Source organism: Micromonospora zamorensis (genome assembly GCF_900090275.1).
Taxonomy (GTDB): Bacteria; Actinomycetota; Actinomycetes; order Mycobacteriales; family Micromonosporaceae; genus Micromonospora; species Micromonospora zamorensis.
Window position 1 is genome coordinate 1,877,552 of record NZ_LT607755.1, and the last position, 17,151, is coordinate 1,894,702.

The 17,151-nt window shown below is 66.4% G+C and carries 9 protein-coding genes and 1 pseudogene; 6 read left to right on the plus strand and 4 right to left on the minus strand.

Annotated features, from left to right (window positions below; all coding sequences use genetic code 11):
• Positions 1 to 895 precede the first annotated feature (895 nt).
• The gene (locus GA0070619_RS32195) at positions 896 to 1,753 is read right to left on the minus strand and encodes a hypothetical protein (RefSeq protein ID WP_157743938.1); all 858 of its coding nucleotides are present in this window, start codon (positions 1,751 to 1,753) and stop codon (positions 896 to 898) included.
• A 462-nt stretch (positions 1,754 to 2,215) separates the two neighbouring features.
• On the opposite strand from GA0070619_RS32195, the gene GA0070619_RS33325 reads away from it, so the two are divergent.
• Positions 2,216 to 3,073, plus strand: coding sequence for a hypothetical protein (locus GA0070619_RS33325; RefSeq protein WP_231927327.1), 858 nt, complete (start codon positions 2,216 to 2,218; stop codon positions 3,071 to 3,073).
• Positions 3,074 to 3,189: 116 nt separating this feature from the next.
• Here the strand turns inward: GA0070619_RS33325 and GA0070619_RS33930 are convergent.
• Positions 3,190 to 3,309 (minus strand): annotated as a pseudogene (locus GA0070619_RS33930) (IS5-like element ISFal3A family transposase); the annotation flags it as partial.
• The gene (locus GA0070619_RS32995) at positions 3,306 to 3,638 is read right to left on the minus strand and encodes a transposase (RefSeq protein WP_197699610.1); all 333 of its coding nucleotides are present in this window, start codon (positions 3,636 to 3,638) and stop codon (positions 3,306 to 3,308) included. The gene GA0070619_RS32995 and the pseudogene GA0070619_RS33930, both read right to left, overlap by 4 nt.
• A 128-nt stretch (positions 3,639 to 3,766) precedes the next feature.
• Between GA0070619_RS32995 and GA0070619_RS08460 the strand changes: the two genes are divergently transcribed.
• The 4 genes from GA0070619_RS08460 (at position 3,767) to GA0070619_RS08475 (ending at position 11,032) form a co-directional block, all read left to right on the plus strand.
• Positions 3,767 to 5,317 carry an McrB family protein gene (locus GA0070619_RS08460; protein WP_088947550.1) on the plus strand — a complete coding sequence of 517 codons (1,551 nt, stop codon included), beginning with the start codon at positions 3,767 to 3,769 and terminating at the stop codon, positions 5,315 to 5,317.
• Position 5,318: 1 nt separating this feature from the next.
• Positions 5,319 to 6,458: a 5-methylcytosine restriction system specificity protein McrC gene (locus tag GA0070619_RS08465; RefSeq protein WP_088947551.1), complete on the plus strand. Its 1,140-nt coding sequence runs from the start codon at positions 5,319 to 5,321 to the stop codon at positions 6,456 to 6,458.
• 594 nt (positions 6,459 to 7,052) lie between these two features.
• Complete coding sequence (locus tag GA0070619_RS08470) at positions 7,053 to 7,355, plus strand: hypothetical protein (RefSeq protein ID WP_088947552.1); 303 nt, start codon at positions 7,053 to 7,055, stop codon at positions 7,353 to 7,355.
• Complete coding sequence (locus GA0070619_RS08475; protein ID WP_088947553.1) at positions 7,352 to 11,032, plus strand: NB-ARC domain-containing protein; 3,681 nt, start codon at positions 7,352 to 7,354, stop codon at positions 11,030 to 11,032. The genes GA0070619_RS08470 and GA0070619_RS08475 overlap by 4 nt, the downstream gene beginning before the upstream one ends.
• Before the next feature lie 186 nt (positions 11,033 to 11,218).
• Here the strand turns inward: GA0070619_RS08475 and GA0070619_RS34210 are convergent, their stop codons facing one another.
• A complete protein-coding gene (locus GA0070619_RS34210; RefSeq protein WP_462686454.1) occupies positions 11,219 to 12,133 on the minus strand; it encodes a competence protein CoiA family protein in 915 nt (304 codons plus the stop codon).
• Positions 12,134 to 12,610: 477 nt separating this feature from the next.
• Here GA0070619_RS34210 and GA0070619_RS08480 point away from each other — a divergent pair, with 477 nt between their 5' ends.
• Positions 12,611 to 17,149 (plus strand): NACHT domain-containing protein, encoded by a 4,539-nt coding sequence (locus GA0070619_RS08480; RefSeq protein WP_088947554.1) that lies wholly within the window; start codon positions 12,611 to 12,613, stop codon positions 17,147 to 17,149.
• The last annotated feature ends 2 nt before the right edge of the window (positions 17,150 to 17,151 follow it).

Sequence of the window (17,151 nt, forward strand, 5' to 3'; positions counted from 1 at the left end):
TCGTCGGCGATGTTGGTGGGCAGTGGTGCGACAACTCCTTTACTCGGCTGGTTTATACTTGAGGCGACCTGGACAAACGTGCGTGAGCATGCCGCTGGGCCACCGGACTACTGGGGGTCAAGGGGTCGTCGGTTCGAATCCGGCCGTCCCGACCGATTGGCCTGGGGAGATGAAGATCTTCTCCGGTAACGGCGGTAACATCCGGTAACGGATGATCTTTGTTGGCGGTAACCGCGTGGACGGTTGGCTGCTGATCTGTTCGCTGTCAACCGCTATGACCTGCCGCTTCATCTACGTTCTGGATGAAGCGGCATTTGGTCTCTTGATTCCGCGTCAAGCGCTCCAGATGATGCCAGCTGTCGCTCGATCAGGTGTTTCGACCAGCCCGGAGGCCAGGCAGGATCGTCGGCGCTCCCTGGTCCTGGTCTTCCCGAATTGACCGGTCGACAGTGGAGCGACTGTCATCGCGTCGACAATCGGCGGAGAGGTCGACGTCGGGCTGGCTCGGGCGATTACCTGCTGAGCAGGTCGATGAGCGCGGTGTCGGCTTGGGCGAGGATCGGCGGGCTGTGCAGCGGTGTGGCCATGGCCGCGCTGCGGGTCGCCGAGGGTCAGCGTGTCGTGGTCGACCACCGCGACGTCGATCCCGGCGGCGGGCGGCCGCGTCGGCTTCGGGCACGAAGTGGTCATCGGGCCGCCGGGGCCGTAGGAGTTCGCGGGTACAAGCAGCATCATCCGGGCACCGTGCCCGAGTTGCGACTACAGGCTCCACCTCATATTCAGATCGGCCCGCTCACTCTGATGCTGCCCCGGCGTCTGCCGATGGTCGTGAGGGAGTGGGGCACCTGCCTTCAACGAGTGCGCCATCGGGAACGGGGAGCACAGCCTTGCGCAGCTATCCGCCTGGCGGTATGCCGCTGTCGGATCGCCAGTCGGTGAACAGCTCGGCAAGTCTGCTCTTGGTCTGGTCGGTGAGGATCTTGGTGATGTCGTCTCCGAGTGGCTTCAGGGCGTGTCGGCGTATTGCGGGGTGTTGTGCTGGTGCGGGGCAGATGAATACGGCGAGGATCCGTAGTGCGCGCAGGGCTTCTTCGTTTGAGATGAGGTCGAGCAGCGGTGCGCCCGCGAACGCTGCGGCCTGGATGCCATGCCACGCCTTGTCGACGATCAAGCTGATGACGGCTTCGGTGACGTGCGGCCGGTCGGTCTGCAGTGCCGAACCCAGGATCAGGGCTTTGGCCTTGTTGGGGATGCTGTCGAAGCCTCGTCGGGTCATCTCGATCGCCTGGACCAGACCGATGAAGAGGTCGCACCAGAAGTGGTTGGTGAGGTCGCGCTTCACGCTGGTGGTGTCCTGCGTGGCACGGTCGAGTTCCGTGACGATCTCCCGCCAGGCCCCGCGCGTCATTTCCTCGGCAAGCGCTGTCACCTGCTCGGCTGGCGTCGGGTAGGGCTCGCCGTCTTCGGGCCCCGCAGGCGGCGACGGGGCGGCAAGCCAGTCCGCGATGTCGACGCGGGCGAGGTCGGTGGTAATTTCCTGGTTGCCGCGCGTCTGCTCCAGGCGCCGCGGACGATGCTCTGTCCAGGCCAGTTTGCTCTCGAAGCGCTCCCGTCCCCCGTGACGGATCAGATAGTCCTGGTCGACGAGGTCGAGCCAGCCCTGTACGCCATGCTGGCTGCCGCCGCACTGGGTGCAGAGGCAGCGGTGTCCTCGGGCTGTCTCGCAACTAGGATTGTGTCTGCCGGTGTCCATGTCGCGGCCACCTCGCTCATCCGGTTGACCCGGTTGTGGTAGCGATAGCTGACTAAATGGAATCCTGTCGATACCCTACGTCACCGACTGATCTATGCCAATGCCGGTCGGTCGAGCCTGTCGGATTGCGGGCAGAACATCACCGGTCGCCATCGGACCGGTCTCGCCGGATGGCTTGTCCGTGGTCACATCGGCGCGTACGGTCGATCGTAGAGCTGGCGTCGTCCAGCTGTTGAACCTGCTGCTGTGCCGCCCAGTTATGCGGAGCCCGATGAGTCGGCCATCGATGCCGAGGGGCTAAGACCCCGCCTGCGGCGCGCCTTTGGATCCCTCCGGTTGCAGTCGTCGACAACCCGCTGCGTGTCCCTCCCCATCGGGCGTCGCCTGACATGCCGCTGCCGCCCCACACCGGTTAGGTGCCACGACGTGCCGGTGTGCCCTGACCTGCGAAGGAGTGCCCTCATGACCTCGTACGCAATCCGCAGCTGCAGTGAACCGCCAGCGTCAATGCGCTGGCTCGCCCAGCAGTTTCCGCACCGGGCCCGGCTCATCGCCGACCTGCAGGGTCGTATCAGTCGCGCCCCTGCAGCCATCCGCGCCTGCGCACCTGAGCCGGACCGATTCGGCCAGGCGATGGAACGGACACTCGCCCTTGACCTGTGCGACACACCGCCATACCTGCAGCTGATCAAACAGCTGCCGGCGGCCGGGATGCGGCGTCTGCTCACCACCGCCGGATACGCGCCGATCGCCGACACCGCCGACGGGCCGTGGGGCAAGACCAGCAACCATATCCCCGGCGCTCGACTGTTCACGGTGGGCAGCCTGCTGCCCTACCTTGACAGGGCAGCGCACGAGCTCCGTTCGGCGAACCCGGACGAGGTGCGGGAGGCGATCCAGGCAATGCTGCGCGACCGGCGGGCCATCACCGCCTACGCGACCGCCGCGAGCGCTGCCCGTCCTGCCTTTGCCGCTTTTTGGGCCAGCTACATGAGCGGCTTCCACAGTGCGCTGCGTGGCTACGGACCCGTCACCGCCTCCCTGAGAGCGTGTTTCACATTGCTGTCAGTCGGGTGTGTTGAAGGTGAGGCGTTGTTGGTGGGTGGCGGCTTCGCCTCGGGCAAGGCGGCGGAGCATGCCACCGAGGGCGGCCCATCGGGTCATGGCCTCCGACGTTGCGCGGTGGGTTTCGTAGTCGCGTGCCAGGCGGCGGTGGGCGGTGATCCAGGACAGGGTCCGCTCCACGACCCAGCGGCGCGGGTGCACGACGAACCCTCGTTGGTCGGCGGGTTTGCGGACGATCTCGACGGTGGTGCGTAGCAGGTCGCGGGCCCAGTCGACGAGGCGCCCGGCGAAGACGTGCCGGTGGGAGTGGCTGCGTAGGTGGCGAGCAGGGCGCCTTTGGCGCCGTCGCGGTCCTGCCAGGACGCGGCGAGGACCCAGACGGTGACCAGCAGGCCAAGGGTGTCGGTGACGATGAATCGTTTCCGGCCGTTGATCTTCTTCCCGGCGTCGTAACCGCGGGAGTGCCGCGGCACGGTGTCAGCGCCCTTCACGCTCTGCGAGGCGATGATCCCCGCCGTCGGCTCGGCTCGCGACCGTGAGCCACCGGGATTTGCTCACGTAGCTCGGTCAGGATCCGCTCGGTCACGCCCCGACTGTTCAGCCGAGTGAAGTGCGCGTACACGGTCTGCCACGGCGGGAAGTCGACCGGCAGGTACCACCGCGCGCAACCGGTGCGCACCACGTACAAGACGGCGTCGATGACGGCCCGCCGGGGATGCTTCTCTGGTCTGCCCATCCACTGTGGAGACGGCAGCATCGGCTCGATGATCTCCCACTCGGCGTCGGTCAAATTAGAGGGGTACCGCGTGAGGCGCTCCATCCGAATTACTCGGCGTCCTGCAGGCCGAATCGTGATGGAGCTTTCGCAGAGCCAAACCCGACAGGCAGCAACGCACCCACGAAACATCGATTGGCCCGTATGGTTCGTAGAGCTCAGATAAGGGGCGCATGAAGCCGAGGCTGGAGGAGCCGATGGGGGAGGGGCCACGACCGATCGCGGAGGTCATCGAAGAGACGCGGGCGAGGTTCGGGCCAAGGTTCGCGCTGGCGCGCGTGGATGCCGAGGAGAAGGCGCGTCAGATGCTCGACGAGCGCCATGGCGAGATGGACGTCGAGGAAATCGTCAAACTCGGTCGGTTGTTCAACCAGCACGAAGCGGCGGGCCGAGTGCGGTACGACCGCTTCTCGCCAGGTTTCGCTGGCGCCATCATGGCCAAGCTGGGCCAGGACGTTGTGCGATTCAACAGGGTCGTCTCGCGACTCTGGACGCAGCCTCTGGAGGCTGCCGTGGACCTCCTGGGCCAGATGTACGCGGACCGGTCGATCCTTCCGGGCGCCGGTACGTCTCTTCCCAGCTACCTGCTGTACCTGCGCGAGCCCGACCGTTTCGGTGTGTTCATCAACGCCACAAGGAAGGGCCTGGGTGCCGAGGTCGGTGACGTGTTCCGCTCCGACAGCAAGGCGAGCTACGAACGTTTCTGTGCCGCCCTGCTCCGTTGGCGTGAGCGGCACGGGGTGGCGGCACAGGAGGCGGATGCGATCCTGACCGCCGTCATGCGGAACCTGCCGAAGACGTCCGACGACAGCGCCCCAACAGTCGGTGAACTGGTCGGTGACGTGACGCCGGCAGAGTCCGCTCACGCGCCACTCCGCCTGACGATCGAGCAGGTGGCGGCAGGAAGTCACCTACCGGTGGAACGAGTCGAGGCGTGGGTCGAGGCGCTGCGAGGCCCCATGAGGCAAGGGGTGTTCCACGGTCCGCCCGGCACAGGCAAGACACATCTCGCGCTCCTACTTGCCCGGCACCTAGCGACAGCACCGGCCAACATCGAACTACTACAATTCCACCCCGCATACTCCTACGAAGACTTCGTCGAGGGCCTGCGACCGGCGACGGACGATGACAAGGGCGGGTTCCGGTACACAGTCCGAGAGGGGATTCTCTCGAGGCTCTGTGAACGGGCGAGAAAGGCAACCGACGAGAGCTTCGTACTCGTGATCGACGAGATGAATCGTGCCGACCTGGCGGCGGTCTTCGGGGAGTTACTGTTCCTGCTCGAATACCGTGACACCGCAGAGGTGACGTTGCCCTACTCGCAGCGGCGCTTCTCAGTGCCGAGCAACGTCGTGCTGCTGGGCACGATGAACACAGCAGACCGCAGCCTGGCACTACTGGATTTCGCGTTGCGGCGGCGGTTCAACGCGTTCGCGCTGGAACCCAATGACCTCGTGCTCGCGAGTTGGGCCGCAGCGCGTCCGGCCGTGAACGCCGACCTGGCGCTCGACGTCTTCCGCCTGATCAGGGATCGGGTCGGGCGCGACGCCGTGGTAAGTCCAGGACACTCCTACTGGATGGTCGAGAATCTCGACGCCACTGTGGCCGAACACATCTGGGCGTACCAACTGCATCCGTACCTCGCCGAATACTGGTTCGAACGGCCGAGCGAACTGCGGCAGCTGGACGCTGACGTCCGGACCCTGATCGCGGAACGGGCATAAGGTGATCCAGCTCCGTGACTATCAACCCGACCTCGTCGAGCTGACGCACGACGAGGCATCCGAGCTGACCGCACTCGCCAAGGGTTCGGGGGGCACTGCTGGCAGGCCACGGGTCATCGAGCGGGTGACCGTCGGCGAAACCCAGGGCTGGTATCGAATCCAACCGGGACCGTACGTCGGTCGTTTCGCTCTCCGGTCGGGCCGCGTCATCGATATCACCAGCCGGTTCCCCTTCGAGAATGTGGCACAGCTACTCGGGCTCGCCGAGAGGACCACCCTGCTGGAGGAGGCTGGCGTGGATGCGGTCGGCGGGCACGGCCTGGTCGATCTCATCGGACTGGCGTTCGTCCGGGAGGCTGAGCGTCTCGTCGGGGCAGGACTCGCGAAGGGCTACGCCTCGCGCACCTTCGTCCGACCGCCCTATGCGGGAGCCCCTGACGTCGCCGCACACCTGGGTGCCGGAGCGGGTCTGCCCACCCGACTGGTGACAAGGGCCAACCGACTGACAATGGACATCCCGATCAACCGTCTCGTCGCCGCAGCGCACACCAAGCTGAGCCGGATGACCTACCAGAACCCGCAGCTATCTGCCCGCCTGCGCTCCCTGGCTCCCATCTTCGCTCAGATCAGTGGTTGGACCGAGGGCAGGCCACGTCTACCGGCCACGACCGTCCCGTCCCAGTATCGGAACGTCTCCGAGCTGAGCTATCTCGTCCTCGACGACAGGACTGCCCTACCCGTCGATGGCGCGGTCGCAGGCGTCAGCGTCCTGTTCAACATGACGAGGATTTGGGAGTTGTACGTGGGCAATTGGCTTACCCGGCAGTTGCCGGCGGGGCAGGCAGTGGCTCCTCGGTATCCGATCCCACTGACCGACAGTGGAGCCGAGATAATGGGTGTCGCCGACTTCGTCCTATTAGAGGGAAATAGGCCGGTTAGTGTTTATGACGCGAAGTACCGAAAGTGGAAAGACCGGCCCAGCACCGACGAACTCTACCAACTCGTGACGTACGCGCACCGGTTGCGGCTCCGGCATGCCGGTCTCGTGTATCCAGGATCCAGGTCGGCGACCACCAGGGTCACCGTCGGCGATATCACGCTCGAATCGATCGCCATTCCGGTCACCTCCAGGGAGACATGACCATCTGAAGCAGCCGATACCAACGGACATCCATCGGCCTTCTCTCTGGGGTTCGGGCAACCGGTGTTCGCCAGGGTGTACCTCGCCTCGTTCGTTCCGCTCAGGAAGTCGGCCATAGGGCCACCCTTCGCGTACAAAGCTGTCCCGGTCGTCGACGACCCGGGTCGACGGGCACAAGCGGAATCCATAGCGATTAGGTCAATGAGACTCGATGCGTCCATGGCTCATGAGCCGCCCGCACTCACGTGGTCGAGGTGTGCTCTCGCCGACTTCTACATCCACGATCGGGCATTGCACGAGCCCGGGTGCCACGGCCAGACGCACCAAGTCAGAGTCGGTCATCAGTTGGGGCCTGCTACGCCACCGCACCTCTGGCAACGCGTTCGGTAATTTCGGTGCGTGTCCGGGGAGACTACGGTGTGTCAAGGATCTGCCGTGTGCGTTGGAGGTCAGGCTGTGATTGAGGGCTGGTTGCTGTCGGCGGCGACAGTGGGCGGGTCGGCACTGATCGGTGCTGTCGCCACAGATGTGTGGCAGTCAGCGCGAGCTGGGGTATGCCGCTTGTTTGGCCGAGCGGGACAGCGGCGGGGTGACGTGGCGCAGGGGTGGGCGGATCAGACCGCTGCGGAGATCACTGGCGCACCCACGGAGCAGCAGATTGAGGTTCGGCGGCGGTTGGCGCTGTTGTGGCAGCAGCGGTTGGCTGATTTGGTGGAGGAGCACCCGGAACTCGGTGATGAGGTGCGGATGTGGGCCGCCGATCTCCGGCAGCAGCTGCCGGCGACAGAAAAGGACTGGGTGAACACGTTCATCGCGGGCGGTAACGCGACGCAGTACAACGCGCCCGGCGGCTCGATAACCGTGACAAATCATCTGGGCGAGCGATTCGGGTCATGAGCACGACTGTGGGGCGTGCCGGTGGCGATCGGTTCGAGGCACGCGACCGCTCGACCATGTTCAATGCGCCGGACGGGACGATCAACGTCTACCAGGACGGCCACGGTCCCCGACCGATACAGCGGCTGTGGATGGCGCCGCCGCACGCGGCGGGCATGGTGGCGCGGCCAGAGCTGGCGGAACCGCTGTTGGAGCTGGTGACTGCGGAGGCCGGCGAGCAGGTAGCGGTGAGCGGTGTCCACGGCACCGGCGGATTCGGTAAGACCACCTTGGCTGCCTGGATATGTCATCAGCCGCAGGTGCGCGACAGATTTTCGGGTGGTCTTCTGTGGGTGACCGTCGGTGAGCACGCCGCCGGCGCGGAGCTGGCTGGACGGATCAACAACCTGATCGAGCATCTCACCGGCGCCCGCAGCGGGTTCACTGACCCGATTCAGGCGGGACATCGCCTGGGCGCGTTACTGGACAGCCAACCTGAACCGGTATTGCTGGTGGTCGACGATGTCTGGCGGGCCGACCAGTTGGACCCGTTTTGCCAAGGCGGGGCACGGTGCCGGCGGCTGGTCACGACCCGTCACCGCGGCTTGGTGCCGGCGAGTTCCAGCGTGTGGGTCGACCAGATGTCCACAAGGCAGGCGGCGGCGCTGTTGACCCGCGACCTAGCCGATCCGCCGACCGACCTGGTCGCCCGGATCCTGTCGGCGACCGGACGTTGGCCGGTGCTGCTCAGCATCGCGAACCGGACCGTGGTCCGCCACGTCGAGAACTACGGCGCCACCGCGGCGTGGGCGTTGCGGGACATCGCGGACCGACTCGCCGAAGAAGGCCCCACCAGCTTCGACTTCGAAGACCCCGCCCGAAGTGGCCGTGCGATTGACGCCACCGTCCGCGCCGGCCTGGACCTCCTCGACCCGGCGATCAGCGACCGGTTCACCGAACTAGCGATCTTCGGCGAGGACGTTGACATACCGCTTTCAGTACTCACGCTTCTGTGGGCAAAGACCGGCGGTCTGACACCACGCGGCACCCGGCGAGTTTGCGCGATCCTGGCCGGGATGTCGCTGCTGCTGCAGTACCAATCCGAAGCAGGCACCATCCGGCTCCACGACATCATCCGCTCCTATCTAATCCGCAACGCCACCGACAGCAGTCAACGCACCCGACTGCACGCTCTGCTCCTGGACGCTGCTGTCGCACTGACCATGCCGGCAGCCTCAGCGGCGACATCCGCAGCCTCGCCGACTGTGGCCTGGTGGACGCTTCCCGCCGCCGAGGAGTACCTCGCAGCACACCTCGCCGAACACCTACACGGTGCCGACCGACACGACGAACTCGCCGTCACCGTCACCGACTTGCGATGGATCACCAGACGCCTGCAGCGCCACGGGCCCGCCGCGGTCGAGGCAGACCTCGCCCACGTGACCACTTCCACCGCCACCACGCTGGCCAGGACCATCAGGCAGAACAGCCACCTGCTTACCCCTACCGACCCGCCCGACGCTCTCGGTGACGTGCTGGTCAGCCGCCTCGACAACGAACCCGACCTGGCACCACTGGTGGCCGCCTACACGTCTGTCCTTCCGCTGCCGCGACTAGCAAACCGGTGGCCACCCCCAGACGGTGCTCACCCTGCCCTACTACGCACTCTCACCGGTCACACCGGTTCACTGTCGTCGCTGGTATCCGCGCCGGACGGGGCCTGGGTGGCCAGCGGCGGCTACGACGGCACTGTCCGGGTTTGGGGTCCCACCACGGGCGCCTTGCGCCATACCTTCCCCGACCACCACGGTCCGGTGTCGTCGCTGGTGTCCGTGCCGGACGGGGCCTGGGTGGCCAGCGGCGGCCACGACGGCGCTGTCCGGGTCTGGGATCCCACCACCGGCGCCCTGCGCAGTATCTTCACCGACCACACTGGTCGGGTCGAGGCTTTGGTGGCAGCGCCAGATGCGTCCTGGGTGGCCAGCGGCGGCCCCGATGGCTCGGTGAAGGTCTGGGACCTGACCACCGGCGCCCTCCGGTACAACCTCGTCGGTCATAGCGGCTCGGTGCTGGCGCTTGCAACGGCGCCGGATGGGTCCTGGCTGGCCAGTGGCGGACCCGATGGCACGGTGCAGATCTGGGACCCGACGACCGGCACCCGTCGAAACATTCTCACCGGCCACGCCGGCTGGCTGCTGGCATTGGCGGTGGCGCCGGACGGGTCCTGGCTGGCCAGCGGCGGACTCGATGGCTCGGTACGGGTCTGGGACCCCACCAGCGGCACTCTCCTCCATACTTTCGCCGGCCAAGACAGTCCGGTGTTGGCGTTGGCAGTTGCGCGAGACGGCTCATGGCTCGCGAGTGGCGGCCAGGATGGCTCGGTACGGGTCTGGGATCTGCCTACCGGCACTCTGCGCCATGCCCTTGCCGGCCACAGCAGCGCAGTGCTGGTATTGGCGGTGGCACCGGATGGCTCTTGGTTGGCCAGCGCGGGGCGCGGTCACTCGGTGCGGATCTGGGACCTGGTCACCGGTGGCCTCAGGCATAACCTCACCGGTCACACCGGACGCGTATCAGCGCTGACCGCGGCACCAGACGGATCCTGGCTGGCCAGCAACGGTTTCGATGCGACGGTGCGCGTATGGAACCCAAGGATTACTGGTGCCCTCGGACGACTCCCGGACGGCCATACCAGATCGGTGATGGCGTTGGTGTTGGCGCCGGACTGCTCCTGGCTGGCGAGCAGCTCGTACGACCGGACCGTGCGGATCTGGGACCCCATCGTCGGCGCTGTACGGCACACCTTCACCGACCACACCGGCTGGGTGGGGGCGTTGGCGGCGGCGGCGGACGGGTCGTGGCTGGCCAGCGGCGCACACGATGGCACGGTGCGGATCTGGGATCCAGTTAGCGGGGTCCTTCGACGAACTCTCACGGACGGTCCCAGCCAGGTAGGGGCGTTGGTGGCAGCGCCGGACGGGTCGTGGCTGGCCAGCGGCGCACACGATGGCACGGTGCGGATCTGGGACCCCATCACGGGCGCCCTCCGCCACACCCTCGCCGGTCACACCAACGCCGTGTTGGCGCTGGTGACAGCACCGGACGGATCTTGGCTGGCCAGCGACGGATTTGACGACACGGTGCGGATCTGGGATCCCGTCACCGGGACCCTTCGACGAACTCTCACGGACGGTCCCAGCCAGGTAGGGGCGTTGGTGGCAGCGCCGGACGGGTCGTGGCTGGCCAGCGGCGCTGACGACGGCACGTTGCGGATCTGGGACCCGAGCACCGGCACTGTTCGCCACGTCCTCACCGAACACACCGACGGCGTCTCGGCCTTGGCGACGGCACCGGACGGTTCCTGGCTGGCCAGCAGCTCATACGACACGACCGTGCGGATCTGGGATCCGATCACCGGTACCCTCCGGCAGACCCTCAAAGGCCACAGGTCCCCCGTGACGGCCCTGATAAAGGCACCGGACGGATCCTGGCTCGCCAGCGCCGCACGCGACGGAACGATCCGGATCTGCGACCCACGAGATGGCGGACATCTCGCGACAACCCGAATAGGGGGAACGCCTCCGGTCTTCCCCCTAACGACAGACAGCCGTGTCGTCTACTGCGCCGGCGCGCACGCCGTGTACGGGTTTGACTTACTTCTCACTCAAGGACATGGCGCTAATCAAGCCAGCGATTGAAGGTCTGCATGGGTGCGGGCTCGCAGCTCAGGCCACTCTTCCCGGCCCTTCCGGGTCCGGGCGGCCCCACTCACAGGTGAGCGCTGGACCGCGTCCCGTCGATCTCGTCTCGGTGCCAGTAGGTAGGGGAGCTACTGCAGAGCTGGCAGGCAAGAACCAGCGGCTGACCGGCCCGTCCAGGCGGCTTCATACCGCAGCACAAGGGCAGGCTTTCCACCTCGGGCGCTTCAGCCTGCGCGACGCCCGGACCGTATCGCCGCTCGCAGGCACGTTCGGCCGTCTCTTCGCGGCGGGAGTCGCTTGCGGTCTCGGCCAGCTCGATGGTCCCGCCCCGTTCGGCGGTGACCGTGGTGTGCGCCTCGGCGGGGATCCAGCTAACACGGTCGCGGTGCCGGAAGGGCAGCCCGTCCCATGCAGAATGCCTTCCAATAGGTGGTCCAGGTGAGGGCGTGGACCGCAGGGGAACATGGCGGTTGTGGCGGCCTTCTGCCGGCTGTAGCTGTGCGGATTCAACGTCGGGTACAGGTGTAGGCGGCCGCACGGCATGGTCTTGCGGGTGACCGGGCACCGGGTGGTGCCGGTCCAGAGGTCCGCCCAACCGCACCGTTGCGTCTCAAACGTAATGGCACCCGCGCCGATTTCCAGCCGGGCCTCGGATAGGTATATGCGGTGATCGTCAAGGGCCGGCACGGACAGATGTGGCACCGAGTGAAGGAACGCGATGTCGTCGGCGCCGCGGTCGGTGGTCCACACCACCCGGTCCCCGGCTTTGCGGAGCGCTCGTTGCCGGGCCCGGATGGTCCGAGGGGTCTCCCTAGAATGCTGGACCTCCCCGGCCACCGTCAGAACCGGACCGATGGCCAGGACGTCCGGTCGGCGGCGGGCGCGTGGCCGCCACACCTCGACCTCTACGGTGCCGCCGACAGATTCCCACGTGCGGGCCTTGCGCTCTTTGAGCGCCTCGTGGGTGTCGGTCTCGGGCTGGTGTTCCGGGTGCGGGGAGCGGCCATCTTCGTGTCGGAACAGTGGACCGTGCCGCCCTTCGACGAAGGTCAGCCAGACCGGTGCGCGGGGGAGTCCTCTTCGGGCCTGGTAGCGCATGCAGTGCAGGCAGAGCAGTTTTTTGCCCGCCGATGCCGTGGGGGCGGTCGTTGGCGATCCGCTCGCGCAGATCGGGTTGGTCAGGATGGCCCCAGAGCGCGATTCGCGGCTGCAACTCGATCGCGGCCGGCACGTAGAACACGCCGCCGTTAAAGGCGAGCGGGTCGAGGTGCTCCCAGACTGGTCGGTTCACGGGTCCCCCTGGCGGTGGTCCTGGCGTGTAGCCGGCGGACTCGACGAGTTATGTGCCGCCTACTCAGGGTATCGGTCATCGCAACCTCCCGAAGCAACGTGATTTGACTTCGTGGCCGCTCGCTTCGGGCTGCTTCAGAACTGTTCTCACGGTGATGAGCCGCAGCGCGCGGATCCCAGCGTGGTCTGCGCTTCGCTGCTGGTCCCTGGACCTTCACCAGATTGCCTGACGGTTATTGGACTCCTGGCCAGGTGCTTGCTGTAGCGGTCCGGCAGAATCGTGCGGTGCCGATTGATGTCGACTTTGCCGCCATCCGCCCCTGGGGGCGCGGGCAGGATACCGGGTTCGAGGAGTTGTGCTGCCAGATCGCCCGGGCAGAGGCGCTCCGTAAGGGGCAAGCGTTTGTGCGCCTGGGTACCCCAGATGGTGGCGTCGAGGGCTACTCGATCGACGCCAGCGGTGCCGAGCACGGGCTGCAGGCCAAGTTTTTCCTGGGCAGCCCGAGCCCTGACCAGTGGTCGAAGATCGCAGGCAGCGTGAAGACGGCGATCGAGAAGCACCCGAACCTGACCGCCATGACGATCGCCCTGCCCGGCGACCGTGCCGATCCCAGGAAGTCAGACGAGCAGTGGTTCATGGACAAGTGGAATCACTACGTCGAGCAATGGACGAAGCATGTGGCGACCCGGGGGCGGGCCGTCGAGTTCCACTACATGGGCAAGTCTGAGATCCTTGAAGCCTTGTCGCGCGAGGAACATGCCGGCCGTTACCGCTGGTGGTTCGAGCGACCGCTGCTGAGTCGTACGTGGCTGGCCGAACGCTTGGACGAGGTCGTCGAGCAGGTCGGGCCCCGCTACAACCGCAACCTGACAGTCGGGGTGCCGGCCGGTCGAAAGATCGCTGACTTCGCCCGACTTCCACATCTGCTCGTCGACCTTGAGCAACATGCCGCGTCCGTCATCGGCCACATCGAGCGAGTCGATCCGACCATCGACCTCGCCGTGAGCTCCAGACTGCACGAACTCGCCGCAGCGCTGCCATTGCCGCTGACCTCCGACGAGACGCCGACCCCCGACAAGCAGGTGCCGGTCGGCCTATGGCGGCAGGCTTGGCAGGACCTGCAGACCGCGGTGCGGACGCTGACTCCGCATCCGGACGCCGAACAGGCTGGCGAGGCCGGCCGGAGGAGCCGAACGTTCAACGAGTTCGCCGAGGTGAGCGCCAAGGTCATCGCGGCGTTCGACGAGGACTGGCCCGCTTACACGGCACCGGCCATGCTGCTGTGGGGTAATGCCGGCAGCGGAAAGACTCACCTGCTGTGCGACACCGCGCGGCTCGCCCTCGAACGCGGCCAGCCGGCGGTGGTGGTGCTCGGCCAGCAGCTCGGCGTTGGCAACCCCTGGTCCGAAGTCATGAAAGCACTGCGGTTCGACGGCGAGGCCGAGACCTTCCTACAAGCGCTCAGCGCCCGCGCCGAGGCCAGCCAGCAACGCGCGCTGTTGATCATCGATGCCATCAACGAGAATAACGGCCTTCAGCTATGGCCCAACCATCTCGCCGCCTTCCTCACAGTGGCCCGCCGCTACCCCTGGATCGGCGTCATCTTGAGCGTCCGCACGATCGCCAAGGACATGATCCTTCCCGACCACCTCGACGAAGCCCGGCTGATCCAGGTAGAGCACAAGGGATTCGCCGAGAAGCCCTTAACGGCGGTCCGGGCATTTTTCGAGCACTACCGGCTCCCGCTGCCAGCAGCACCGCCCTCGTTGTTTCGCGAGTTGTCCAACCCGCTGATGCTGCGACTGTTTTGCCAGGCCGCCCGCCATAATGAGGGGCTGCTCGCGCAGCCGATCCCGGGGCTGTCGCGGATCATCGAAGCGATCTTCCAAGACGTTGACGCGCGCGCCCGGCACCAACTGGGGACCGGCCCCTATCAGGCGATCGCACGGCCGTGCTGTGAATCGGTGGCTGCAGCGATGTCCAAGCGCCCGCGCCCGGTGCTTCCGTACGTGGAGGCGGTCGCGGCGCTTCACGCCGTGGTGCCCACGGCGCCCGGCGCGCCCTATGACAAGACACCGCTCGGCGTTCTGGTCAGTGAGGGACTGCTCGCCGAAGACTTCGTCCTAGAGGAGGCCGGCCGAAAGCCGTCGCGGGTGGTTCGCTTCGCCTTCGAGCGCATCAGCGATCACCTCGCTGCGGAAGTGTTGCTGGGCAACGGCTCCGAGACGGCTGGTCGGTCCACGGCCGACAACGCCGCCGAGATCGCCCGTCGGCTGCCAGCCACTGATCCTGGCAAACGGTCACCGGAGGCCTACCGACTGCGAACGCTTCTGGAAGCCCTGGCCGTTGCAGCGCCAGAGCGCGTAGGTGTCGAGTTGCCGGAGATCGCCGAGGCCATGAAGCGGGCCGGTGTCACGTTTGAAGGCCGATCAGTTGAGTGGATCATCACCGAACCCTGGCTACGAGGTCTGCTACAGCGTGAATCGTCCAGCTTCACCGACCGCACCCGTCAGCACCTCGCGGACCTGATCTTCGGCCCAGACCCCGATGCTCCGGCCGCTCCGCCGGATCCGCTGCGCCGCGAAGCGATCAGCCGAGCACTACTCCTCACCATCCATCCCGACCGGCCGCTTGGTCACGGCTGGCTGCACGATCTGCTCGCTCCGATGACGATGACGGAACGGGATCGGCGATGGACTGCCCAGGTCCGCGGGCGCCACGCGAAGAGGGGGCGGCCGAGCCCCTACCAACCCCTGCTGGAATGGGCGAGGTCTGCGCCAGAGGAAGTTTTGAACGTCGACGTCGACGGCACGACCACGGTGGCCCGGCTCACCGCGGAGGCCCTGCTTTGGGCCTTGCCCTCCCCGGACCGGTTCCTGCGGGACACCGCGACCCGGGCCTTGGTGGCGATCACGCCCCACGACCCGCAGATCATCCCCTCGCTGCTGCAACTGGCGGCAGGAGTCGACGACGGGTACGTCACGGAGCGAGTGCTTGCGGTCGCGTACGCAGCGATCACTTTGCGAGCGGTCGAACCCGAACCTGCAGCGGCGGCCCTGCGGGCGTTCGTTGAGCAGGTGGGCGTTCCCGTCCATGTGCTCGCGCGCGACTACTTTGCGTTAGCAGTCAACTGCCTCACCGAGGCGCTTCCTGGAAGCGCGGACGTCACGTACCTCCGCGAGACCTCAATGCCGCGGTACCCGGCCAACTGGCCGGGCCAGTTGGGTCTACCGGACTTCGAGCAGCTAAAGACCGAGTATCCGCGCATCCGGGCAGACGCGGACACGATTTCGGCCGGGTCCGGTCTCGATGATGAGCGGAAGATGGAGGCGGTCACCACCGGGTGGGGGCAGGTGATCGGATCACTCGACAAGATGGGTGACTTCCACTCGTACGTCATGCACGTCGACCGCCCATACTGGTACAGGCTCGGCGCCCAGCGCATCGACGACACCCGGGACACGCCGTTAACCGGATTTGACCCGAGCGTGCTGCCGGGATGGGTATTCGCCCGGGTCCTAGAACTCGGCTGGACACCCCAAGCCTTCGGCGAGGTCGACGCCGACATCAGCCACTCCGACCGCGGACGAACGTCCCACAAGGAGGAGCGATTCGGCAAGAAGTACCAGTGGCTTGCCTGGCATGAAGCACTGGCGCGGTTATCCGGCACCCACAAGCTACGCGACCGCGACCACGGCGAGCGCGAAGCACCATACGAAGGCGCCTGGCAGCTCGCCGCCCGCGACTTCGACCCGACCCACCTTCTCGACCGTCCGAGACCCATTGATGTCCGCTGGTGGCGGGAACTCTGGCAGATACGTCCACTGACCGCCGAAGCCACCGTCACCCCAGACGTGGCGACGGACGATGGGCCTGTTTCGGTCACTGCCGCAGAAAACGCTAACGAGCAGCGTGCGTGGTGGCTGCCGATACCTCAGCTCGCCCACCCCGCTGTGCCGCTGGACCAGGATCCCGTCGTCCACCTGTCCCTCTGGGCCACCGACCCGGCAGACCTGCCCGACCTGACCGACTTCCTCGTGGTCAACGCCGACCTCACCCACTGGCCCACCGCCCATAGCGCTCCGCGGCGGCCCGGCCGCCGTTACCGCATCCTTAGCGGGTACCGGCACCTCATTCCGCAGCGAACTGACCGCAACACCGCGCACGCCGACTTGACGGCCAGCATCGACGGCGTCCTCATCCGCCGCGAGGACCTACCCGCGCTGCAGGCTTGGACCGGCGAGGAGGATCTGGACGGCTTCTCCCTCGACGTCAGCTTCACCGACGAGCTGTACCTCGGCGAATGGCCGACCGGGGCGGTCTACCGCGCCAACACTGTCGCCGACTTCCGACCCGAACGCTGGACCGACGCGATCGGCACCGACTCGCTCGGGCTCGGGGTGCCCGCCATCGTCATGACTGAACGCTACTGCTGGGAAGGCAGCATCCTCGACTGCTCTCTACCCGCCACCCTCAACGTCCACCTCCTCACCTCAGCACCCGCCGCTCTGTTCCCACGACTGCACCACCGCAACGGCGCCGGCATCACCGTCGACGGGCAGCTCTTGCACCTCGATCCAGAGCCCTGGCCTGATAGCGACGGAGGACTTCTCATCGACGAAGCATTTCTCGCCAGCGCGCTCGAACGCGAGGGACTCGTCCTGCTCCAGATCATCCGGCAGACCAAACACGTCAACACACCCGACGGCGACCACCGTTTCGCGGGCCTTGTGACCCAAACCCGGCTCATTGGCTCTGTCGGCACGGAGCAGCTATGCGACGTCACCCGGACCCATCTTCACCCGCCCCGGCTCGACGACTAGCC